Raw genomic sequence first — 23,124 nt, 5'->3', positions numbered from 1 at the left:
ACACTGCAATGCTAACGTACTGAGCACATGAACGCACCCCTGAGCATCTGCTCACGGGTCGAGTGCTTCCGGGCATAGAGGAGCCCCCGTGACCCATCCCAGTGCTGCACCGACCGCACACGACGGCGATACCACGACCGCGCCCGAGGATCTTCGCCTCGCCTTACGCGCAGCCACCCTCTATTACCTCGACGGACTGACCCAGGCCCAGGTCGCCGACCGACTCGGAGTCTCCCGCGCCACAGCAGGCCGCCTCGTGGCGAGAGCCCGCTCGCACGGGCTGGTGCGTATCGAGGTCACAACGCCTCCCGATCTGCGCGACGACCTGCATGCCGACGCCGAACGCGCACTCGAGGAACGATTCGGGCTCACCGAAGCGGTGGTCGTCGGCGTCCGGGTCGACGACCGCGGGCCGGTGGACAACTCCGCGAGCTTCGCGGCACTCGGGCGCGCCGCCGCCTCACTCCTGACCCGCCGCCTCCGGCCGGCCGATACCCTCGGGTTCACGTGGGGCCCCGAAACCATCGCTGTCGCCCAGGCGATCCCCTCCGGTGTCGCAACTTGCAAGACGATCGTGCAACTCGACGGGTCCGTCACGACCAGCACCTACCAGACGGGCACCGAGTACGTCCTCGGCCGCTGCGCCGAACAGCTTCAGGCCCAGCCGGTTCGGCTGCCCACCCCCCTGTACGCCGACGTCGCGACCGTCGCCTCGATGCGCACGGACTCGGTGATCTCCCGCACCCTCGAGCTGGGCTCGGGGGCCGAGATGATGATGTTCGGAATCGGAGCCGTGTCCGCCTCCACCACCCTGTTCGAGGGCAGCTTCCTCGACACCGCCATGCTCGACACCCTCGATGAGCTGGGGGCAGTCGGCGAGATCGGCGGACGCTTCTTCAGGGAGGACGGAACACCGGCCCACCCCGAACTCGAAACCCGCACGATGTCCACACCGCTGGACGACATCGCCGCGTGCGCCTCGACGATCCTCGTCACCGGTGGAGCATCGAAGCATCACGCGGTCCACGGCGCTCTGCGCGGTGGCTACGCAACGATGCTGGTCTGCGATATCGCCTGCGCCGAATGGCTTCTCGACCGCCCCCACACCCACCCGCACGACTCGGACAGGACCCCACCGAAATGAGGTAGATGGCCGTGCAACCGCCCGGAAGCAACACCCGTACAATCGGTTTCGCCGGAAGACTGGTCGCCGGAGCCGGAGTGCTGTGTCTGGCACTGACCGGCTGCGCCGGAGCCGGGGCGCTCGGCGCATCCGACCGGACCGTCACCATTGCCATGGTGTCGAATTCCCAGATGACAGATGCACGCTCGCTCTCATCACAATTCGAGGCCGAGAATCCGGACATCGACCTGCGCTTCGTCACCCTGTCGGAGAACGAAGCCCGCGCGAAGATCACCGCATCCACCGCGATGGGCGGTGGAGAATTCGACGTGGTGATGATCAGCAACTACGAAACGCCGCAATGGGCCGAGTACGGGTGGCTGACCAACCTCGGACCCTTCATCGAAAGCACCGAAGGGTACGACCAGGACGACTTCATTCCCTCTCTGCGCGAGGCACTCTCGTACGAGGGCGACATGTACTCGGTGCCGTTCTACGGCGAATCGTCGTTCCTGATGTACCGACAGGACCTGTTCGACGAGGCAGGCATCACGCTGTCCGATCCACCGACGTGGACCGAGGTCGCCGACGCCGCCGCGCAACTCGACAGTCCGGAGATCAACGGGATCTGCCTGCGGGGTAAACCGGGGTGGGGCGAATTGCTGGCACCGCTCGACACCGTGATCAACACGTTCGGCGGCCGTTGGTTCGACGAGGAGTGGAACGCTCAGCTCAACTCCCCCGAGGTGCAGCGCGCCGTCGAATTCTACGTCGACCTCGTGCGCTCCTACGGTCAACCGGGCGCCGCGACCAGCGGATTCACCGAGTGTGCGACGCAACTCGCGCAGGGTCGGGTCGCGATGTGGTACGACTCGACCTCCGCGGTCTCCACGTTGGAGGATCCGTCCTCCAGCAACGTCGTCGGCAAGATCGGTTACGCGGCCGCACCGGTCATGGAGAAGGACCCCTCCGGGTGGCTGTACACCTGGTCGCTCGGGATCCCGAAGAGCAGCGAGAACGCCGACGACGCGTGGAAATTCATCTCGTGGATGACCGACAGGAGCTACATGCGCCTCGTCGGTGAAGAACTCGGGTGGGAGCGTGTTCCGCCGGGCAGCCGGCTGTCGACATACGAGATCCCCGAGTACGCGGAGGCAGCCCGGGCATACGGCCCCATCACACTCGAATCCATCGAGGGCGCCGATCAATCGAATCCCACGGTCCGGCCGGTCCCCTACACCGGCATCCAATTCTTGGCGATACCCGAATTCCAGGATCTCGGCACCCGGGTGAGCCAGCAGATCAGCGCCGCCATCGCAGGCCGTCAGACGGTCGCCGAAGCGCTCGATCAAGCCCAGAAGTACGCCGAAGCAGTCGGCGCAACCTATCGGGAGGAATCGCAGTGACTGCCCTCGAGGTGCCTCAACCGACACCGGATGCAGCCGAACGCATCCGCCGTGTCAGAGCAGCGAAGAACGAGAAGGTCTCCCGCGCCGAAGGCTGGCGGCTGCGTGGCCCCCTGCTGCCCGCACTGATATTCATGATCGTGGTGACACAGATACCGTTCCTGTTCACCCTCTTCTACTCCACGCAGTCCTGGAACCTCGTCAGCCCCGGCTCCCGGCGCTTCGTCGGGCTACAGAACTACGTGGATGTGTTCCAGGACAGTCAGTTCTGGCAGGTGGCACTCAACACCGTCATCCTCATCGTCGGTACCGTACTGATCTCGGTGGTTCTCGGCCTACTGCTCGCACTACTGCTCGACCGCGTGTTCCTCGGCAGGGGCATCGTCCGCACCATGCTGATCACACCGTTCCTGGTCACCCCCGTCGCCGCGGCACTGGTGTGGAAGACCTCGATGTTCGATCCCATCTTCGGCATCGTGAACTGGGTACTGTCCCCGTTCGGGGTCGGCGAGGTCGACTGGATCAGCCGATACCCCCTGCCCACGGTGATGGTCGCGCTGATCTGGCAATGGACACCGTTCATGATGCTGTTGATCCTCGCCGGGCTGCAGTCGATGCCCCGCGACATCCTCGAGGCAGGTCGAGTCGACGGAGCGAGCGGATTCTCGTTGTTCCGCGAGCTCACACTGCCGCACCTGCGTCGATTCATCGAACTCGGCACGGTGCTCGGCGCCATCTATCTCATCAACACCTTCGACGCTATCTACATGATGACGCAGGGCGGGCCGGGCACAGCGAGCGCCAACCTGCCGTTCTACATCTACCAGCGCGCGTTCCTCGGCTTCGACATCGGCCAGGCCGCGGCGATGGGTGTGGTCGTCGTGATCGCCACGATCGTCATCGCGACCTTCGCGCTACGCCTGATCTTCAAGTCGTTCACCGGTAAGGAGGAAGCGGCATGAGCACCACAGCTGCGGGTCCGCAGACATCGGACACCACGCTGCCGACCGGGAAGGCTACGCGGACGGTCCGTAAACGCAAGCACCGCAAGATGAACCCTTGGGGCATCGTGGCCTGGATCGCCGCCATCGGGTTCTTCTTCCCGGTGTTCTGGATGGTGCTCACCGCCTTCAAGCAGGAATCGGACGCATACTCCGATCCACCGAAATTCATCTTCACACCGACTTTGGAACAGTTCCGTTCCGTCTTCGAAACCGGTGCGAGCACGGCCCTGCTCAACTCTGCGTTCGCGACCATCGTCTCGACCGTGTTCGTACTCCTGCTCGGCGTGCCCGCGGCGTTCGCGTTGTCGCTTCGCCCGGTCCGCAAAACCCAGGACGCACTGTTCTTCTTCATCAGCACCAAGATGCTGCCGATCGTTGCGGCGATCATTCCGTTGTACGTGATCGTGGCGAATATCGGTCTACTCGACAACATCTGGGCACTGATCGTCCTGTACACCGCCATGAACCTGCCCATCGCTGTGTGGATGATGCGGTCGTTCTTCCTCGAGGTTCCTGGCGAACTGCTCGAGGCAGCGAGCATGGACGGGGCGAGTCTGTGGACATCGGTGCGCGAGGTGATCCTCCCGCTCGTCTCCCCCGGTATCGCCGCGACCGCCCTCATCTGCGTGATCTTCTCGTGGAACGAGTTCTTCTTCGCTGTCAACCTCACTGCCGTTCAGGCCCAGACGATTCCGGTTTTCCTGGTCGGGTTCATCACCGGCGAGGGCTTGTACTGGGCACAGCTGTCCGCTGCGGCGACGATGGCTGCCCTCCCCGTCGTGCTCGCCGGATGGATCGCGCAGAACAAGCTCGTACGCGGCCTGTCGTTCGGCGCCATCAAGTAAGCCACCGATTCTCGACTTCCTCTCGAAACGAAGGGTTTCCATCATGGCCGAGATCACCTATCGGAACGCCTCCTGCATCTACGAGAACTCCGATTCACTCGCCGTCGACTCGCTCGACCTCGACATCGAGGACGGTGAGTTCGTTGTCCTCGTCGGGCCGTCCGGGTCTGGCAAGAGCACGGCACTGCGCATGCTCGCGGGTCTCGAAGACATCGACGAGGGCTCGATCTCCATCGGCGGCGTCGACATGACGGGTGTGCCGTCCAAGGATCGCGACATCGCCATGGTCTTCCAGAACTACGCGCTGTACCCGAACAAGACCGTCGCCGAGAACATGGGATTCGCCCTCAAGATGCGTGGGGTCAGCGCCGAGGAACGGCGACGGAAGGTCGAGGAGGCAGCCAAGGTCCTCGACCTCACCGAATACCTCGACCGCAAGCCTGCGAAGTTGTCGGGTGGTCAGCGGCAGCGTGTCGCGATGGGACGTGCGATCGTCCGCGAACCACAGGTGTTCTGCATGGACGAGCCACTGTCCAACCTCGACGCCAAGTTGCGCGTTCAGACGCGCACGCAGATCGCCGCCCTCCAACGCCGGCTGGGCACCACCACGGTGTACGTCACCCACGACCAGGTCGAAGCAATGACGATGGGCGATCGTGTTGCCGTCCTGAAGAGAGGGCAATTGCAGCAGTTCTCGTCGCCGACCGAACTGTACGACCGCCCGGCGAACGCCTTCGTCGCCGGGTTCATCGGCTCTCCGGCAATGAATCTTCTCCCCGCCACCGTCACCGACGACGGAGTCCTCGTGGGCAATACGGTGATCCCGGTCGAACGTGACCGGATCACCAGCCTGCACGCGGCCGGGATCACATCTGTCACGGCGGGGATCCGTCCCGAACAGTTCGAGATCACCGAGGGTGAGGGTGTGGAGGCCGTCGTCGAACTCGTGGAAGAGCTGGGCAGCGAATCGTACGTCCACACACGGGTGCCCGGGAGCGGAAATCAGATCGTCGCGCGCTCACTGACCCGTACCCCCGCCCGCCTCGCGGACACCATCCACCTTCGCAAGCGCGAAGGCTCCGTGCACCTGTTCCATCCCGAGACCGGGGAGCGGGTGGGCGACTGACCGTCCCACGACTCGTGTCGCCGGATGACTCGCCCATGCCGAACGCATCCGGAGATCTCGGCCCCGATGCTCGGTACGTCGTAGAGCATCTGGTGGAGCACCGCCATCAGGAGGCCGCTATGCTCCCGGCATGATCAGCCGGGGCAGCACCGCATCGTTCATCGCGCTCGCCGCAGCGCTCGTCACCGTCACAGCCTGCAGCGACACGGTTTCCGGCGAGGCCACCGCCGCCGACCCGACCACCTCTGCAGCACCGACGACATCGTCTGCACCGGCTACCACGACGACGACCACGACGAAGGCGCCGGTACAGGCGAACGCTGCGGACTACGCGGGCTCGCAGCCCGGCGTGTACTACTTCCTCTCCGAGAGCGGGAAGTTCGAGTGCGCGATCCTCACCCACACCGACCCTGTTGCGGGTTGCCAGGGCACCATGCCGTCGAGCGCGCCCCGCGTCCCGGGGAGCGGAGCGTCGGACGTCACGGTGCCCGCGAACGTCGTGATCGTGGAATCGTCCGGCGAGGGCCAGTTCAGCAACATCGGCGACATCGCCTTCATGGATCCCAATCGGACAGCACAGGTCCTCCCGTACGGGGCAGAGTTGAAGGTCAGCGTGTTCACCTGCACGATCGACGAAAGCACGGGCGTCACTTGCGAGTCGGACGCGCACGGATTCACGGTGTCGGCCGACGACTACGAGTTGTGGTGACGCCTGAGTCGGGGAGGTTGCGTTCACAGGCCCGCGAGGTCCACTCGCGATACCGGCATCATGAAATCGCCCGCCGGTGAACGCACCCACCAGGCTCCGGTCGCGCGATGCTCGGCCGAGGTGGTGTACCGATAGCGGAACACCCGTGCACGGACCAGAGCGGGCGGCGCATCGGGAAACGGGTTGTGACGCAGTAACCGCAGGGTCTCGGGGTCGTTGTCGAGGAGCCGCGCTACGAATCGAGGGAACCAGCCGACCGCGTAGTCACGCGAGATAGCGGCGAACCACATCAGCCAATCGAGCCGGCGATGGTAGGGCGCACATTGGCGGGGTCTGCGGAACACATCGCCGGGCTTGCCTTTGAATTCGTACTCGAGCCACTCGGTAGCCGGGGTGACAACCGCATCGGTGGTGCCTTCGACGATCACTTCCCTGCGGGTACGGGTGATGCTGCCGAACGCACCGTAGGTGTTGACGAAATGCCACGGGTTGTACGACGCATTCATCGCCTGCCGCTTCGATATCAGGTTCCGCACCGGCCGATAGCTCAGAACCGCGACCACGGCGCTCAAAGCGAGTACCGCCCCGGTGAACGGCGCGGGGGTGGGCGCGAAGTCAGGGTTCGGAGTGACGAGGGCGGCATAGAAGCCGTCGGGCAACACCGAAAGCGCCAGCACGATCGTCACCCAGTTCAGCCACGCGAAATTGCCGCTCGCCACCAGCCACAGCTGTGTCGCGATCATGACCCCGGCGGCGATTCCCGCGACGGGCTGCGGCGTGAACAAAGCGAAAGGCACCACGAGCTGTGTCATATGGTTCCCGGCCACCTCCAGCCGATGCAGCGGGCGCGGCAAGTGATGGAACCATCGGCTGAGCGGGCCCGGCATCGGCTGCGTCTCGTGGTGGTAGTACAGGCACGTCAGGTCGCGCCAACAGCGGTCGCCACGCCATTTGATCATGCCCGCTCCGAACTCGACGCGGAACAGCAACCAGCGGATCAGGAGCAGTACCAGGAACGGAGGTGCGGTCTCCGCGTTGCCCAGGAAGATCGCGAGCACTCCGGCTTCGAGCAGCAACGATTCCCAACCGAACGAATACCAGACCTGGCCGACGTTGACGATCGACAGATAGAGCATCCACAGCGCGAACCACACGAGCATGCAGGCGATCAACGGTAGGCGCTCGGTGACACCCACGAGGGTCAGCAACGCCAGGACCGCACCGATCGTCGCCACTGTGGCGAAGGTGCGGTCGGTGAACCGCAAGTGGAACAGGCTCGGAGCGGAACGGAACGGGTGTTCCCGCACGAAGTCCGGGACGGGGAGTATTCCTCGCTCGCCGATCAGCGCCCGGAACTGCAGCAAGGCCGCGAGGAAAGCGACGAGGTACAGCGCGGCAAGACCACGGGCGAGCAGCAGCCGCCCGATCACGTAGTCGTCAGCATCCAACCAGTGCACCGTCGTGACTTCCCGTCGGCCCCGGCGCGGGCCGAGCACAGCCCCACTCCCAGGATTGCACGCCGGACGGACTGATGACGTTCGGACGCCGGACTCAGGTTCGGATCGTGCGGCGCAGTCCACTGGCTCGCAGCACCCGACGCTCCACGCCTGCTCGCACCGCCGCTTCCGTCCCGACGACCCGCACCTTGGAGCGCGCACGCGTAATCGCCGTATACAGCAGCTCGCGGGTGAGCAGCGACGACCGTTCGTCGGGCAGGATCACCGACACGGTGCCGTACTGGCTGCCCTGGCTGCGGTGGATCGTCATCGCGTACACGGTCTGCACCCCCGACAGTTGGCTCGGATGGAGCACGAACGGCTGCTCGCCGCGCGCGAAGGCGGCAACAAGATCGCCGTCGCCGCGGCGCACGACAACACCGGTGTCTCCGTTGTAGACGCGGGCCTCGTGGTCGTTGGCGGTGACCAGCAGCGGCTGCCCCGGATACCAGCGCTCCGGGTCGAGGCGTCGGCCCGTGGATGCACTGATCCATTCCATGGCCTGGCGCGCCCACCGCTGCACCCCGTACGGTCCGTCGCGGTGCGCGCACAGCAACCGGTGGGTCTCGAATCGTTCGAGAACTGCGTGGATGTCGCCGGCCAGTGCCGCTGCGGTGACCTCCTGCGCCGAGCCCACCACGTCGCGCCGCAGCGACTCGATGTCGTCGGGCCGCTGGAACGCGATCTCGGGCGCTCCGCTGTTCAGGATCTCCATGACTTTGTCGCCGTCGCCGTCGCGCACCGCAACTGCCAGGCGCGCGATCTCACCCCCGAAACGGCGACCCCGGCTCAACCGCACGATCCCGCCACGCAACCGCTCGTGTTCGAGGGGTTTGAAGGCGGCCTCGTCCGGATCGCCGGAGGCTTCGAGGTCGCGCGCTGCGGCCCGCACGAACACCGGATTCACCTCCCCGGAGACCGGGCGCGCGATCAGGTCGGCGAGCACGGCACCGGCGTCGACGGAGGCGAGCTGGTCGGGGTCGCCGACCAGGACGAGACGTGTATCGGGCCGGACTGCTTCGAGGAGCCGGCACATCATCGTCAGCGACACCATCGAGGTCTCGTCGACGACGATGACGTCGTACGGAAGATGGTTGTCGGCGTGATAACGGAATCGCGTGCGTCCACGCTGCCAGCCCAGCAGGCGATGCAGAGTCATGGCGCTGAGCCCCGGCGGCAGCGGCAGCACCGACTCCTGCTCGCGCACGGATTCCTGCAGACGCGCCGCAGCCTTACCGGTGGGTGCCGCGAGCCCGATGCGAAGACCGGGGCCTTCGATCATCTCGAGCAGCGCGAGAATCCGCGCGATGGTGTGGGTCTTTCCGGTTCCCGGTCCGCCTGCGATGACGGTGGTGTGGTGCGTGGCGGCGAGCGCCGCCGCCACGCGTTGACGATCCGGCGCAGGAGACGACTTCGTCCGGTCGGACTGGTCGCGAAACAGTTCGTCGAGTGCGGCGGAGAGCCGGTCGTCGTCGGCTGCGGGGAAGCCGTCGCTGCGGGCAGCGAGGACCTCCCTGATCATCTGTTCCTGACGGAAGTACCGATCGAGGTACAGCAGTGGCCCCTCGTCGGTGTCGACCAGGCGCAGTGGGCGCAGCGACCCGTGGTCGCCGCCGATCACAAGTGGACTGCGCTGCAGCGCACCGAGGACGTCACCGTCGTGTGGCCACGGCAACGACTCGAGGTCGACCACCGGGTTGCCGTCCTCGTCCTCTTCGACGGTGACGTCGCGCAGTCGCGTCAGGTCGAGGCATACCGAACCGGAACGTACGGCCCTCACGGCGAGGGCAGTGGCGAGGTGAACGTCGGTGTTCGGTTCGCCGCCGAGGTTCGCGAGTCTCAGTGCGACGTGGACGTCGGCAGCGGCCAGCACGCCGGCTTCGTTGAATTCGCGCAGTGCTCCTTTACCCCGCTGCGCAATTCTGGCTTCGATCACGGTACGGCCCTTCCCGCGAGCAGATCCGACAGGTCGGTGACGAGCGATGCGGGCGGTGTCCAGTCGAACACACCGCTTCCGGGAGGACTGTCCGGTCCGGCCATGCCGCGAACGAACAGATATTGCGAACCACCGAGATGCGTCTCCGGGTGGTACCCGGGCAGGCGCCACCGCAAGTACCGATGCAGCGCAACCGAATACAACAGGGCCTGCATCGGGTAGTGGGCACGGATCATCTCCGCTGCCATCGCGTCGCGGGTGTAGTGGGCCGTTGTCAGCTCACCGGGCGCAAGCCGGTTGGTCTTGTAGTCGACCACGACGAACTGCGGCCCGTCGACGCGCAGGACCGCATCGATGCTGCCCGTGAGGTATCCGCGCAACGGCACCGGCTCGAGGTCGCGCACATGATCGGCGTACTCGAACAACGAATCATCCGGTGTGAGATGGCGTCGCAGCAGATCGGCGACCTGAGCCAGGGTGACGGTCACGGCAGCGGGATCGTCGCCGCCAGCAAGCGGCAACTCGAAGTCGAGCTCGGCGAGCCTGTCCTTCGGCGAGAAGTCGGCCAGCGTGCGTGCGAGCGGGCCGAGCCGGGTGTGCAACACGGGCAGCAGCGCCTGCGCAAGCTCCTCGGGGTCGACGTCGGACAGTCGCTGCGCCACCACGTCGCGACAACACGCGGTGAGTTCGCCGGCGAGGTCGGCGGCGGAGGTGTCCACGATTTCGAACACGGAGTGCACGAGCGTGCCGAAGATCGTGCCGCCGGGCAAGTCGTTCATGGTCGAGGGGATCCCCTCGACCACGGGGTCAGGGGTTGCCAGCGGGGGCTCTTCCGGCTCGTCGTCCTTCTCCGGCACTTCGATCTCGCTGCCGACGCCGGCACCGTCGTGTGCCGACGCAGTGAGCGCCGAATACGAGGTGCGCCGCCACGTGCCGTCGAGCACACGGGTGAACCGTGCAGCAACCAGGGACGTTTCGTCCTGCTGCGGCTTCACCCAGCTGATCTCTCCCTTTCCGACGATGCCCGTGGCCTCAACGGAGATCAGACCGCCGGAGGCCTTCGCCCACGACGCGAACTGTTCGGCCATCACCGAATCGGCCGGAATGCCCGCTGCGGGCGCAACTTCGGAGCTGCCCGGAGTGCGGGCGAACAACACTCGGTGCAGCGGTGAGCGGGCGGTCCCGTAGGACGGCGCCCACCACAGCGTGAGCTGACAACAGGCTCGGGTCAACGCCACATACAGCAATCGCAGTTCCTCACCCGCTTCCTCCGCCTCGTGGGTGCGGCGACGCTCGCCGTAGCCCGGGCTGCCCTCGCCCCCGACGTCGAGGATGCGGCGGCCGTTCTCGTGTAGCAGCAGGGTATCGGGGTTCGGGTTCTTGGCGGCATCCCATGCGTACGGCACGTAGACGACCGGGAATTCGAGCCCTTTGCTGCCGTGTACCGTGAGGATCTGCACGGCTGCTGCGTCGCTGTCGAGGCGACGACTACGATCGGCGCTGCCGCGTCCCGGATCGTTCATCCGGTCTTCGAACCATCGCGTCAGCGCCGCAATACCGAACGAGTCGGATGCGGCCGCATCGTCGAGCAGCTCCGCGAGGTGTCGCAGGTCGGTCAGGTGCCGCTCTCCCGATACCGTTCGGAGCAGGCGCGCTTCGAGTTCGCTGATCGTGGCAAGGCGTTCGAACAGCGCCGCGAATCCGGACTGTGCGAACACCATCGCAAGATCGCGGAGCGCGCCCCCGACCTGCGCGACCAGTTCGTCGCCGCGCGCCACGAGGTCCTGCGCGGAATACCCGAGCAGCGGTGTCAACGCTGCGAGGCGCACCCGATCCGCGCGGTGCGGCTGTTCGAGCGCCTGCAGGGTCCACAGCCACTGCTGGGCCGCGGGGGTCGTGAACACGCTCGTTCCGCCTGCGAGGACGCACGGCACACCCGTCCGTTGCAGTTCGTCGTACACGAGGGAGACCTGTGCGTGTGTCCGCACGAGGATCGCGATGTGGCCTGGTTGCACCGGCTCCGGGCGCCCGGTCCGTTCGATGGTCGCATCGCTGTCGAGCAGCGCGACCACATCGGCGGCGACGTCGCGCGCGACGTTGGCCCGCAGCGGCCCGACCGTCGGGTATCCCGATTTGCCCAGTGGTCCGGCTCCGGTGCGCGGCAGGTAACGCAGACGCAGCGGGGCCGCCCCTGCAAGGCGTGTCCCGGGGCGGGCGGCGTCGACACGGTGCACGGCGATCCTCGGATCACCCAGTGCTGCACCGCCGTACACGTGGTCGAGTGCGGAGATCAGAGCGGCGTCGCTACGCCAGTTGGTTGTGAGCTCACGATGTGCATCGGACGTGTTCACCGCATCGAGGTAGCTCAACACTTCGGCGCCTCGGAAGGCGTAGATTGCCTGTTTCGGATCGCCCACCAGCACCAGAGTGGTGTGGCCGTGGAACACCCGATGAAGGATCTCCCACTGCTTGGGGTCCGTGTCCTGGAATTCGTCGACGAGGACGACACCGAACCGCGCGCGGATCCGGAGGCATGCAGCCGCGCCGTGCTCCGGGTCGCTCAGCACACGGTGCAGCAGTGCGAGCTGGTCGTCGAAATCACGCAAACCCGTCATTCGCTTCCGTCGTTCGACCTCGGCACGCACCTCCCGCGCGAATTCGACGCGCTCTCCCGCAGGTGTCCCGTCGGCGCTCTGGGGAGCGAGCGCCGCCTGCTGGTCGAAGATCGCCGCGCGGGCGGCGATCGTGGCCTCTGCATGGGAGATGGGTGGCTCACATCGGCCGTACCGCTGCAGGTAGAGGTCGGCGATGACCTCGATCGTGAGGTCGTCGACATCCTCCACCACGGTGACATCGGGTTCACGCTCGCCGGCGATGCCGAGTTCGTCGAGCATCCGCTGACAGAACCCGTGCGTCGTGGCGATGGTCGCGGCGTCGAAATCCGACAGGGCCTGCCGGAGGCGGGTGCGACGACCGGCGATGTCGTGAGCGGCCAGGTACCGGATCAGCTCGTCGCTGCCTGTTGCGGCAGCCTCCGCATCGGCGAGAGCGTCCACGACCTCGGCGAACCGGGCGCGGGTCCGTTCCCGGAGTTCTTGCGTTGCTGCACGGCTGAACGTGACGAGCAGGAGTTCGGACAGGTCGACGATGCCTTCCGCGACGTATCGGGTCGCGAGACCCACGATTGCGTAGGTCTTCCCCGTCCCCGCCGACGCCTCGAGGACCGTCGTCCCCGCCGGAAGCTCTCCCAGAAGGTCGAATCCTGTTGCAGTACCGGGCACTACGCCTTCGGTCACGATGCCACTTCCCATCACGGACGCCCCTGTTTCTCCGCTGCCAGCAGCGGTTCCCACAACCGGCGGGACAACACCCCGAACCGGGTCGGGTCGTCGAACCAGACGTGTTCGTCGGCGAGCGGTTCTGCTGCGGTGAGCTCACCGAACCCGACACCGCTGCCGTACAGGTACTGCACGTGCCGGTCCTTCCCGTCACCGAACTTTCCTCCGAATTCGTTTCCGGCGGATTCGAGTGCCATGTCGACGGAGCCACCACGCGCACGTTGCTCCGCATACGCGGCGGCTGCCCCAGTTGTCAGCGGCAGCACTGCGCCCAGGCCGCGGTCGCGGAGGTCGACGAGTTGAAGGAGCAGTTCGTGGGCGTTGCCGGGCGCGATCATCGTCGAACGCCATGCAGGCATGCGTCCGCGGCCGCGGCCGGTGGTCACGGCCTGCCACCTCTCGTCATGACCGGACGCAGCGACGGCCAAGAGCTGGATCCAGGCCGTGATCCGATGTTTGGCAGACAACTTCGAGAAGATGCTGCGGCCGACCACGTTGCCGTGGACTCCACCGATCGTCCCGGTGAGCCGTCGGCCGTTGCCGAGATCGACCATCACGTCGATGGTCGTGGGTCTTCCGCTGTGTACCGGTGCGCACGCAGAGACGAGGCTTTCCACCGCATGGGTGACGTCGTCGAGCGCCCTCTCGCCCAGCGCGTACGGCGGGAGCGTCCCGCGGCGCCACTCCGCGGCCCGGAAGTCGGCTGCAGAGACACCGCCGAGGCGGGATTCGAGCATCCGGTCGCCGAGGTTCCAGCGGGCCAGCGGATCGAGATCGACGTCGAGCGCGTCGGTCGTGCCTTCGTCCGGTTCGGGAATCCTGATACCGAGGCGTTGCCGCAGAAACCCCTGGGCAGGATGCACGAGATACGAGACGAGGTCGGCGAGGTCGATGTCGGCCCGCTGTTCGGGCGGAGCGAGGAGGACCTGCGCGAGGGCGGGGGCCGCGTTCCCCGTGCTCGGGCTCTGTGCCGCCTGGGCACCGGCGAGCGCCGTCTCGTCGAAACTGAACGGCGCATCGGGCAGGAAGTTCCGGGTGTCGAACGGCTGCAGCGGGTGACGGCGGACCACCTGCGCCGCGTCGCCGATCATCGTGGCGACGACATCGCGCACCTCGGTGAGCGGAATCGCGGGTGGCCGTGCCGCACCGGTGACCGGATCGGCTCCGGTGTAGAACAGCAGCACCTTCTCTCCCGCCGACATGATCGCGTCGAGCAACAACTGCCGGTCCTCGCTTCGAGGGTCACGTTCGCCGACGCGGGGATTCTGGGTGAGCACATCGTCGCCGTCGATGTGGGCGGTGCGGGGGAAGACGTCGTCGTCGAGGCCCAGCAACACCACCACCCGATGCGGCACCGAACGCATCGGCACCATGGTGCACACCGTGAGCTCGCCGGTGCGGAAGTTCGCGCGAGTGGGACGGCCCGCCAACCGGCCGGCGAGCATCGCACGCACATCGGCCAGTCGCAGCTCGGCGGCTCCGCTGTGTTCGACAGCGGCGCCGATTTCGCGATGCGCCTGCGCGCGCTGCCATGCGTCGGCGGCCGGAACATCCACCAGTAGATCGAGCGCGTGCGTGAGCGCGTGCGCCCACCGCGCTGCGTCCTGGGGTCGACGCAGAACCCACAACGCTTTGTCGAGCCGATCGACGTATTCGGCGAACCGCCCCGCGAGATCGATGTCGTTGCTCTCGACGTCATCGAGTGGCATTGCAAGCGCCAGCCATTCGCTGTCGGAACCGTCCGCGGCGACTCCGAGGAGTACTCGGTCCAGCGCGGTGCCGAAAGTGTTCTGCGGGAAGTCCGCGAGTCCGAACGCGCTGCGTTGCCGTTTGCCCAGCCCCCAGCGGGCGCCCGACTCGGCAGTCCATTCCTGCAACCGCTCCAGATCGTCGTCGTCGAACGAGAACATGCGCCGCACCGGTGCCGCCGCAGCGAGGTCGAGCGCATCGCCCGCAGTGACGCGCGCATCCGCGAGATCGAGCAGTGCCGAAACGACGGACAGCACGGGATTGGTACGACGCAGCCCGCGGTCGGCCAGCCGGACCCTCAGCTCGTGCCCGGGATGCCCGCCGATGTCCTGACCGAACGACGCAGCGACGAGCGGAGCGTAGGTCTCGACGTCCGGGCACATGACGATGACCTCGCGAGGTTCGAGGGTCGGATCATTCTCGAACAGGTGCAGGAGGCATTCGCGGAGCACCTCGACCTGACGGGTCGGGCCGTGGCACGCGTGAATCTGCACAGTGCCGTCGGCCTCGGCGCAGGCCACCTCCGGAGCGCGGTCGGCCCGGATGTCCGCCTGGATCCTGCCGAGCAGCGTGGCAGGGGGCGCAGGCACATCGTGTTGTTGCTCGACCGCACCGAGCTCGGACAACCTGCTCTGAAGTTCGCGGACGTCCCGGGCAAGCGCGGCCAGAAGGGGGTGGCCGACGAGATCTACGCTGCGATCGTCCGCGCGCCGCGAAATCTGCTCTCGGCCGGAGAGATTCGCCCACATCCGAGGACTCGCGTGCGGCAGCCACAGGTGCACGTCTCGGCGGGCACCCAGCGCCGCCAGTACTTCGAGCTGCACCCGGTCGATACGGGTGGGCCCGAACAGCGACAGCCGATCCGGCAGGTCGACGATTCCGGGCTCTGCGCGCAGCCGTTCGCACACCTCGTCGAGCCGCTGCGCGGGACTGTCGACACCGATGCGGTCGCGCAGGCGGCGCCACAGTTCGGCCTGCCAACGCAGGTGCTCGTCGAGCATGGCCCCGGTGCCGTCGGTGTCGTGTCCCGCAGCCCAATCGGTGAGCATTCGTGGCCGATGCTGCCCGTAGCTGCGCAGCAGGTCGCGGAAGTGTTCGGCGGTGGCGTAGCGACGCCCGGCCCGGTGATCGTCGGTGCCGTGGCCGAGGTGTCGCGTGAGCGCTGCACACCACGGTCGGCCGAGGTTCTCGTCGATGACGTCGAGCAACGCCCACAACACGCGCGACGGATGCCATGGGTCATCGTCTGCGGTGGTGTCCGCGGCAGACGAGAGCACCTCGTCGACGAGACGGGACGGGGATGGAAAGTCGATGTTCGCAGCGACCCCATCGCCGGCGACGGCCCCGAGCACCGTCGACAACCGCTGCGTGAGCCACCGCTCGACACCTCGAGCCGGTACGGCGACGATCTCGCGGGCGAACGGGTCGGCAGGCGGGACGGACAGAAGTTCGGCGAGTGCATCGGCCAGGGTGTCGGTGCGCTCGGCACGATGCAGTCTGAGCACGCGTGGGCCCCCTCGTGGGTTGTTCGATCCGTCGGCTACGGCTTACCACACCGAGCCGACAACGATCGACCACCTGCGCGTTTCCCGAGGGTGGAGAGTCGCATACCGCTTTGAAAAAGTGTCAGAAGAGAGACTTTGCGCCGTACACCGCGACCATGCGGCTACCCGACACCGACACCACATCGCCCGCTTGCAGCCGCCTTCGCGGACTCCGTACCGGACTGTGGTTGACGCACACAGCGCCTTCCATGAGAAGGGCCGCGGCTTCCCCTCCGGAGGTGGCCAAACCACTTTCCTGGAGGAAGCCGAACAGCGAGTCGGGCACGAGTGCCTGCATGTGATCGATGGTCGCCGTGCAATGCATCAACACGGTCACCGCCCGGTGATGTTCAGATGAACTCGCAACGAACTGCACTGACCACTACAAGAGCGGATCGAGACGGGTGTTCTGGAACGAGCGGATCAGCCACTGCCCGTCGGACTTCAACGCGACGCTCGTATTACGGGACAACGCCTCGTCGGTGCACTCCGTCTCACCGTTCCAGAGCACGCATCCGGTGCGGATGATGATCGCCATGTCGGGTCGGGGGAAGGCGATGGTCTCGGAGACCTGATTCAGTTCGGTACCGCCGACATAGGTGTCGAAGAAGTACTGCATACCCGACGCGATCTCATCATGGCCGTGCAACAGGTCGCCGCTGAAGGTCACCACATCGGCGTCGTGCGTGTGGATCGCAGCGTATGCCGCGCCGTCACCGTTCTTCCACGCGTCGTGCTGACGCACCCGCAGGTCTTCGATCGCCTGGAGGTCGGAGGCGAGTTCCTGCGCCGCCGACGGTGGCGCGGCGCCTGCGGTTGCGACACCGGCGAGGAGCACGGATGCTCCGATTATGCATACAGACAACGCATTTCGCAGTTTCGACATTGCGAACTCCTTCAGCTGCCGGAGATTCTCGATGTCGATTGTGCGCGACGTACGCCCGGGAGACATCCGGGACAATACCCATTTCCGCCCCCGGGTCACGTCATTCGGGACCACCTCCACCGGAGAGGTCGAACAACGGGAGCTGATCGCGCAGTGCCGACGCTGTGAATTCCGCGTGGTGCCGCTCTCCGAGCTCGCGCGCCACGTGAGCGGGGCATCCGAGCTCGGCGCCGATCTGATCCCAGGTGTGCCCGGCTTCGCGTTGTTCCCAAGCGAAGCCGCCATCGTCATCCCACGGTGCCGACATGGCCCGCATACTGCTCGCACTACGCCACACCCGCAACGACCGATCACGGCGTGTCGCAGATCACAATTCCGTACGGGCCCGGCCGGCAGACAACGAGACCCGACAGGATGGGGCCGCCTGAGCGACCCCCTCGGCGCGTCAGTGCGCGGCGAGCCAGTCGTTCAGATCCTTCTCATCGGCCTTGACGATGCTTTCCACCATCTGGACGACGAGACCTTCGACCTGACCGCCGACGACCGGAATCTTGACCCCGACTTCACCGGTGACCTCGACGACCGATCCGCCCGACGCCGAGGGACGCAGTTCGGAGCGCCCTGAAATGGTGACGGGAAGGCTGGAGGACCCTCCGGCCATCGCACCCTGCGCGCTACCACCGTCCAGCGCACTCCACTCGTCCGTCCGGGTCATTTCCAGCGGGCCGCGAAGAACCCCGCGAACGACGGCAGGTAGCCCTGCAGGATCCATCCGGCCGGTGATCTCGACACGAATCGTTCCGGGTCCGCCGGGGGTGGTCACTGCGATCGAGCTGCCTTCGGCGTCTGCTCCGCCGCGGCTCTTCCAAAAGTCCTCGCTGGTCAGCGCGGCGTGCATCGCGTCGACGCCGTGCTCGAATTCGGTGGTGAAGGTGAATGCTTTCGACATGGCGGGAACAATAGCCCGCCGGCATCACAGCTCCGCCACGGGATCACCGCCCGCGCGCCACCCGCTCACCGTACTCGAAAGAGATCACAACAGCGCGGCGAGGACAGGCGCACCGACACCCATTGCAGCGGCTGCTGCTGCCCCGAGGAGCGGAGAGCCCGCGACGAAGGCCACCGCGAGACCACCGAGTACGACCATGATCACCAGGAGAACCACTCCCGCCGCCTTGCTCTCCGTCAGAGCCTGCTCTCGACTCGCGGTGTCGATCCGTACGGGTGTTGCCGTGACCATCGTTTCGTCCCCATTTCCGACTCATACGACCTAGGGTTCGAGGCAGTGTGTTCCCCGGCTCAGCACTGTTCAAACGCGAATAGCCGGGTTCTACCCGGCCGGCCGGACCGATTCCTCGCCTGGAACAGTGAGCGCGAGTACCGCGAGTTCGTCGAGGGACACCGCGAGGACCTGCGCCAATGCAGCAACGGTCGCAAAAGCGGGGGTTGCCATCCGGCCCGCTTCGATCTTACGGAGAGTTTCGGGAGAGATTCCCGCCTCACTGGCGACTTCAGCGAGAGTGCGCGCGCCACGCGCGGCGCGCAGACGGCCACCGAGGCGTCGTCCTGCGGCGAGCTGCTCCGGGGTGAGCGGGAGACGAACCATACGCATGACTCTACACCGTCTGGTATTAAAATACCGGTAAGGTTAGGTGTCATCCAGAAGAAGGACTACTGATGCTCGAGCTCAAGACCCCGGGAGAAGTTGCCGCAATGCGCGTTACGGGCGCATTCATCGCCGACTTGCTCACCGACCTCTCGAACCGGGCCTTACCCGGTGTGAACCTCCTCGATCTCGAAGACCGAGCCCGCGAGCTCATCGCGAAGCGTGGCGCGGTGTCCTGCTACTGGGACTACTCTCCCTCGTTCGGGCGAGGCCCGTTCCGGAACGTCATCTGCCTGTCCGTCAACGACGCCGTGCTGCATGGACTCCCCCACGACTACACGTTGCGCGACGGCGATCTTCTCAGTATGGACATCGCGGTCTCCATCGACGGCTGGGTCGCCGATTCGGCGCGCAGCATCGTCGTCGGAACTCCGAGGGACGAAGACCTCCGGTTGATCGACGCAACGCAGCAAGCGCTCGACGCAGGCATTGCCGCCGCACGGCGTGGCAACAGACTGGGTGACATCTCCGCTGCCATCGGCGCGGTCGCGGCCGAATACGGGTACCCGGTCAACACCGAATTCGGTGGGCACGGCCTCGGACGCACCATGCATGAGGATCCACACGTCTCCAACACGGGCAGGGCAGGACGGGGCCTGATTCTCCGACCTGGTCTGACCCTCGCGCTCGAACCGTGGTTCGCAGCGGGAACCGACAAGATCGTGTACGACCCGGACGGCTGGACCATCAGGTCGGCGGACGGATCACGCACCGCGCACAGCGAACACACCATCGCGATCACCGAGGACGCCGCGCAGATCCTGACGCTCCCCGCCGCGTGACGGTTATGCCGTCACCTTGCGGACGAAGGTGATCGTGCGGTCGAGGACGTCGCGGGCGTCCTGAAGCGAAAGGTCGAACTGGTACTCGTGCCCCAGTTCAGGGATGTGGTCGTCCGGGTAGAACACCTCGTCGACCGTGACGCCGAGATCGGACAACTTGGCGGCCAGCGGTTTCGACTGCCTGACGGTGAGCGGATCGGCGTTGCCGCCGTTGATGAATGCCGCCGGGAAGTCCTCCGTGACGACGAACAGGCTGGACATCTGCCGCGCTGCTTCGGACGCCGCGAAGTCACGGTCGCCGGTATACGCCCACAACGCCTGCTGCACCCCCCACCCGATCAGTCCACCCGCACCGTCCATCGCAGGAACGTTGTAGATGCCGCAATTGAGCACCACACCACGTAGTGCAGTCGCAGGCAGTGCCGGTTCCAGCGCGAGCTCCTGCGCATAGGCGGGCGTCGTGATCGCTGCGGCGAGTTGCGCCGAGAGCTGAGCACCCGCGGAGTCACCTGCGAGCACGATCCGGTCCGGGTCGATATGGAGATCCTCGGCGTGGGCAAGCAGGTACGCATGCGCGTCGTTGAGCTGGTGGACCGCGATCGGGTAGCGGTGCTCCGGCGCGAGCGAGTATCCGACGGACACCACCGTGAACCCGGCATCGGCCAGCCGCTGGTAGTACCCGGCGTAGTTCTTGCGGTTCCCGGAGATCCACGCGCCTCCGTGGGTCCAGACGATCGTGGGAAGCGCCTCCGTCGTCCCTGTCGGCGTATAGACGGCGAGATACGCGTCGGGGTCGTTGCTCCGGTACGCGACGTCGGCGACGAGATCGGTTTCTGGCGCACCCTCCGCGAGGTTCGTCGTCAGCCTGTCGGCATCTCGATGGAATACGGCCCTGACGACGAGAGCACCGGGGGTCGGACTCAGCACGAACGCGGCCACCGCGATCACCACCACCAACGCGAGAACAACCACGATCCACCTCAGAATGTGCCGTCGCGGACGTCGAGCCGCACTTCGCTCGGCTGTCATCGCAGTCTCCCTGTCGTGAGTCCGACCTTGTGGGGGTTCGTAACCCACGCCACTCGATCATGACAGGAGATTCGTCCGAATGCCGGTAGACGCATTCAGGACACGAAACCCCGACCTCGCTCCTGAAGCACTTCCGCAAGGATCCGCAGCGCTTTCGGACCCACACCGTGGAGCGCTGCGAGCTCGGCCTTCGAACGGGCTGCGACATCGTCGAGCGTCACCACCCCAGCGCCGAGCAGGGCCCGTGTCGCGGGCTTCCCGATGGATGTGGGCAGGTCGCTGTGGGACGGCAATGTTCCAGTGTCGGCTTCGACCGATGCGGCGGCCAGCCGTTTCGGGGCCCGGAAAATCCACGCCTGACGCACCAACCCGTTGAGATCCTGCCCATCGATCTCGGCGAGCGGCATCCGAAATCCGATCACGGCGCCCCGCTGCACGAGCCGCTCACCGGACGGATGACGTTCCAGCGCATCGACAATCATCTCCTCGGGGAGCCGGAATTGGACGACACCGCCGTCGGTGATCGAAACGAAGACCTTGCCCCGGACCGAAAAGGTGATCGTTTCAGACCGTGTCCCTTCCTCCACCTCGCGGAGGTAGAGCGCTGCCTTTCGCACCTGTCGCGCTGTGGTCATCCTCCGATGCTAGGGCTATTGGTGACAGAGCGCGCCGATCCAGAGCGCGATGGCCCGCTGCACCGATTGCCGATGTTCGGCGAACCGAGCGTCGGCGGCGAGCGCCCGCGACCCGTACGTGAGATCGAATACCACTCCTTCGAGCAGAGTGATCAGGTCGCGCGCTGCACCGTCCGGATCTCCGGCTCCCAGTGAATCCATCAAAACGGTTGCGGCGGGACGTGAAAAGAGACACGCAGCCAGCGCTGCACGCAATTCGTCGTTCCCGGATGCGTCGACCGCCAACGAGTACCTGGCGAGAACGTCTCGGCGCCGGTCCACGATCAGCGTGTCGAGTTGGTCGGTGATCAGTGCACTGGCCTCCTCGACCGACCGGGGCGGCGCTTCGGGCAACGCAGCACGGAAGGATTCGCGCGAACGCCGTGCCAGGTGGGCGATCGCGGCGGCGACCAACGACTGGCGGGTTCGGTAGTAGTACGAAGTGGAACCGGGCGCGAGTCCGAGCCGGGTGTCGATACCTCGGTGTGTGAGCGCGTGATTTCCACCCTCTGCAACGAGATCCAGGGCAGCGTCACAGATGAGGTCGCGACGCGAGGATCGGTGAGGCATGTCTCCATCCTTCCACGCTCTACGATAGTAGAGTATCGGTCATGGGATGGCTTCGCCGGACAGCTCGAACAGTCCGACCTCACCGGGTGGATCCTGAGGTATTCGACTCCGCCGCACAGAAACTCGGGATCACCCTGGATGCAGCGCAGCGACAGGCCGCACTCGAACTCTCGTCCGCCGAAGGCGGCGTGTACCTGTGGGGGCCGGTCGGACGCGGCAAGAGCCGGCTGATGTCGATGTACTTCGATGCACTGCCCACCCACCGCAAGCGTCGGGTCCATTTCCACGACTTCTTCCGCAACCTGCACCGCGCCATCCGACGCCACCGAAACAACCTCGCCGCCGCTCTGGACGAGCTGCTCGACGGAGTGGATGTGGTGTGCTTCGACGAATTCCACGTCCACGATCCTGCCGACGGCAAGTTCCTCTCGCGCCTGCTTCCCGCACTCCTGAATCATGGCGTCACAGTCGTCCTGACGTCGAACTATCCACCGCGGTCCCTCATGCCGAATCCGTTGTTCCATGACGATTTCGTGCCGACCATCGAGTTGATCGAACAGCATCTGACAGTCGTGGCGGTCGACGGTCCCGTCGACTACCGCACGGTGCCGAGTCACGACACCGGGTTTGCTGCCGGCTCGTGGTCCGCACCGGACTCCGCACCTCCGCACCCCCGGCCGGACGAAGCAGTGACAGTCGCACCGACCGGCCACCCCATCCGTCTCCGGCGCGGTGCCGGCGCGGCACTCTGGATCGGCTTCTCCGACCTGTGTGTCGACACCACCGCGCCGTCGGACTATCTCGCCCTGGCCGAGCAGTTCGGACATTGGGTCATCAGCGAGATCCCCGACCTACGCGCCGCAGGTCGGGAACCGGCTCAACGTTTCGCGAACGTCGTCGACGTTCTCTACGACCGCGACATCGCCACTACGTTCATCTCGACGGTCCCACTGGGCGCGTTCATCGACGGCGCGCTCCTCCCCCACGACATCGAGCGAATCATGAGCCGACTCGGCCGACTCGCCACACTGCCGACGGTGGCCGAGCCACGATCCGATACGTAAACTCACGGTCAGCACTTACCACAGTCCTACCCACCAGAGGACGGTGATCCACGGTGCGCAGAGCAGTGCGCTGGGCAATCCCCGTATCCACCTGCCTGATCCTGGCAAGCTGCACCGCGGACAACGGTTCTCCTCCCAGCCCGGTCGAAGACCGCCCTCAGCACCAGGCGTCCCAAT

Annotated in this window: 21 protein-coding genes; 8 read left to right on the top strand and 13 right to left on the bottom strand. The window is 66.0% G+C overall.

Annotated features, from left to right (window positions below):
- Nucleotides 1–88: 88 nt before the first annotated feature.
- From ACSYG9_RS17345 to ACSYG9_RS17320, 6 genes are all read left to right on the top strand, one after another.
- Nucleotides 89–1,144 carry a sugar-binding transcriptional regulator gene (locus tag ACSYG9_RS17345; RefSeq protein ID WP_454839314.1) on the top strand — a complete coding sequence of 352 codons (1,056 nt, stop codon included), beginning with the start codon at nt 89–91 and terminating at the stop codon, nt 1,142–1,144.
- Nucleotides 1,145–1,149: 5 nt separating this feature from the next.
- Nucleotides 1,150–2,529, top strand: coding sequence for an extracellular solute-binding protein (locus tag ACSYG9_RS17340; RefSeq protein WP_440123708.1), 1,380 nt, complete (start codon nt 1,150–1,152; stop codon nt 2,527–2,529).
- Nucleotides 2,520–3,491: a carbohydrate ABC transporter permease gene (locus ACSYG9_RS17335; protein ID WP_454842984.1), complete on the top strand. Its 972-nt coding sequence runs from the start codon at nt 2,520–2,522 to the stop codon at nt 3,489–3,491. The genes ACSYG9_RS17340 and ACSYG9_RS17335 overlap by 10 nt, the downstream gene beginning before the upstream one ends.
- Nucleotides 3,488–4,378: a carbohydrate ABC transporter permease gene (locus ACSYG9_RS17330; RefSeq protein WP_169687655.1), complete on the top strand. Its 891-nt coding sequence runs from the start codon at nt 3,488–3,490 to the stop codon at nt 4,376–4,378. Before ACSYG9_RS17335 ends, ACSYG9_RS17330 begins: the two co-directional genes overlap by 4 nt.
- A 43-nt stretch (nt 4,379–4,421) precedes the next feature.
- Complete coding sequence (locus ACSYG9_RS17325) at nt 4,422–5,504, top strand: sn-glycerol-3-phosphate ABC transporter ATP-binding protein UgpC (protein WP_440123707.1); 1,083 nt, start codon at nt 4,422–4,424, stop codon at nt 5,502–5,504.
- 130 nt (nt 5,505–5,634) lie between these two features.
- Nucleotides 5,635–6,213 carry a hypothetical protein gene (locus ACSYG9_RS17320; protein WP_440123706.1) on the top strand — a complete coding sequence of 193 codons (579 nt, stop codon included), beginning with the start codon at nt 5,635–5,637 and terminating at the stop codon, nt 6,211–6,213.
- 23 nt (nt 6,214–6,236) lie between these two features.
- On the opposite strand, the gene ACSYG9_RS17315 is transcribed toward ACSYG9_RS17320, so the two are convergent.
- From ACSYG9_RS17315 to ACSYG9_RS17270, 10 genes are all read right to left on the bottom strand, one after another.
- Nucleotides 6,237–7,670 carry a lipase maturation factor family protein gene (locus ACSYG9_RS17315; RefSeq protein WP_454842983.1) on the bottom strand — a complete coding sequence of 478 codons (1,434 nt, stop codon included), beginning with the start codon at nt 7,668–7,670 and terminating at the stop codon, nt 6,237–6,239.
- A 94-nt stretch (nt 7,671–7,764) separates the two neighbouring features.
- Nucleotides 7,765–9,645 (bottom strand): exodeoxyribonuclease V subunit alpha, encoded by a 1,881-nt coding sequence (gene recD / locus ACSYG9_RS17310; RefSeq protein ID WP_454839311.1) that lies wholly within the window; start codon nt 9,643–9,645, stop codon nt 7,765–7,767.
- A complete protein-coding gene (locus ACSYG9_RS17305) occupies nt 9,642–12,956 on the bottom strand; it encodes a UvrD-helicase domain-containing protein (RefSeq protein ID WP_440127687.1) in 3,315 nt (1,104 codons plus the stop codon). Before ACSYG9_RS17305 ends, recD begins: the two co-directional genes overlap by 4 nt.
- The gene (gene recC, locus ACSYG9_RS17300) at nt 12,956–16,237 is read right to left on the bottom strand and encodes an exodeoxyribonuclease V subunit gamma (protein ID WP_454839309.1); all 3,282 of its coding nucleotides are present in this window, start codon (nt 16,235–16,237) and stop codon (nt 12,956–12,958) included. Before recC ends, ACSYG9_RS17305 begins: the two co-directional genes overlap by 1 nt.
- 121 nt (nt 16,238–16,358) lie before the next feature.
- On the bottom strand, nt 16,359–16,574 hold the full coding sequence (locus ACSYG9_RS17295; RefSeq protein ID WP_454839308.1) for an RNA-binding S4 domain-containing protein: 216 nt from the start codon (nt 16,572–16,574) through the stop codon (nt 16,359–16,361).
- 84 nt (nt 16,575–16,658) lie between these two features.
- The gene (locus tag ACSYG9_RS17290) at nt 16,659–17,162 is read right to left on the bottom strand and encodes an SgcJ/EcaC family oxidoreductase (RefSeq protein ID WP_454839306.1); all 504 of its coding nucleotides are present in this window, start codon (nt 17,160–17,162) and stop codon (nt 16,659–16,661) included.
- 100 nt (nt 17,163–17,262) lie between these two features.
- On the bottom strand, nt 17,263–17,469 hold the full coding sequence (locus ACSYG9_RS17285; protein ID WP_454839305.1) for a hypothetical protein: 207 nt from the start codon (nt 17,467–17,469) through the stop codon (nt 17,263–17,265).
- A gap of 138 nt (nt 17,470–17,607) precedes the next feature.
- Nucleotides 17,608–18,111 (bottom strand): DUF2505 domain-containing protein, encoded by a 504-nt coding sequence (locus ACSYG9_RS17280; protein WP_454839303.1) that lies wholly within the window; start codon nt 18,109–18,111, stop codon nt 17,608–17,610.
- Nucleotides 18,112–18,195: 84 nt separating this feature from the next.
- Nucleotides 18,196–18,402, bottom strand: a complete 207-nt coding sequence (locus ACSYG9_RS17275; protein ID WP_440123698.1) for a hypothetical protein — start codon at nt 18,400–18,402, stop codon at nt 18,196–18,198.
- A 90-nt stretch (nt 18,403–18,492) separates the two neighbouring features.
- Nucleotides 18,493–18,768 carry a helix-turn-helix domain-containing protein gene (locus tag ACSYG9_RS17270; protein WP_440123697.1) on the bottom strand — a complete coding sequence of 92 codons (276 nt, stop codon included), beginning with the start codon at nt 18,766–18,768 and terminating at the stop codon, nt 18,493–18,495.
- Between the two features lie 71 nt (nt 18,769–18,839).
- Between ACSYG9_RS17270 and map the strand changes: the two genes are divergently transcribed.
- On the top strand, nt 18,840–19,610 hold the full coding sequence (gene map, locus ACSYG9_RS17265) for a type I methionyl aminopeptidase (RefSeq protein ID WP_454839302.1): 771 nt from the start codon (nt 18,840–18,842) through the stop codon (nt 19,608–19,610).
- 3 nt (nt 19,611–19,613) lie between these two features.
- Here map and ACSYG9_RS17260 read toward each other — a convergent pair whose 3' ends face one another.
- The 3 genes from ACSYG9_RS17260 to ACSYG9_RS17250 form a co-directional block, all read right to left on the bottom strand.
- Nucleotides 19,614–20,639: an alpha/beta hydrolase gene (locus ACSYG9_RS17260; RefSeq protein WP_454839301.1), complete on the bottom strand. Its 1,026-nt coding sequence runs from the start codon at nt 20,637–20,639 to the stop codon at nt 19,614–19,616.
- A 95-nt stretch (nt 20,640–20,734) separates the two neighbouring features.
- The gene (locus ACSYG9_RS17255; RefSeq protein ID WP_454839299.1) at nt 20,735–21,274 is read right to left on the bottom strand and encodes a hypothetical protein; all 540 of its coding nucleotides are present in this window, start codon (nt 21,272–21,274) and stop codon (nt 20,735–20,737) included.
- A 15-nt stretch (nt 21,275–21,289) separates the two neighbouring features.
- Nucleotides 21,290–21,883: a TetR/AcrR family transcriptional regulator gene (locus tag ACSYG9_RS17250; RefSeq protein WP_454839298.1), complete on the bottom strand. Its 594-nt coding sequence runs from the start codon at nt 21,881–21,883 to the stop codon at nt 21,290–21,292.
- A gap of 41 nt (nt 21,884–21,924) precedes the next feature.
- Here ACSYG9_RS17250 and zapE point away from each other — a divergent pair, with 41 nt between their 5' ends.
- Nucleotides 21,925–22,947, top strand: coding sequence for a cell division protein ZapE (zapE, locus tag ACSYG9_RS17245; RefSeq protein ID WP_454839296.1), 1,023 nt, complete (start codon nt 21,925–21,927; stop codon nt 22,945–22,947).
- The last annotated feature ends 177 nt before the right edge of the window (nt 22,948–23,124 follow it).

It is taken from the genome of Rhodococcus sp. SJ-2 (assembly GCF_053750035.1).
The sequence above is the reverse complement of the archived record's forward strand: the minus strand, read 5'-3'. Positions and strand labels throughout refer to the sequence as shown.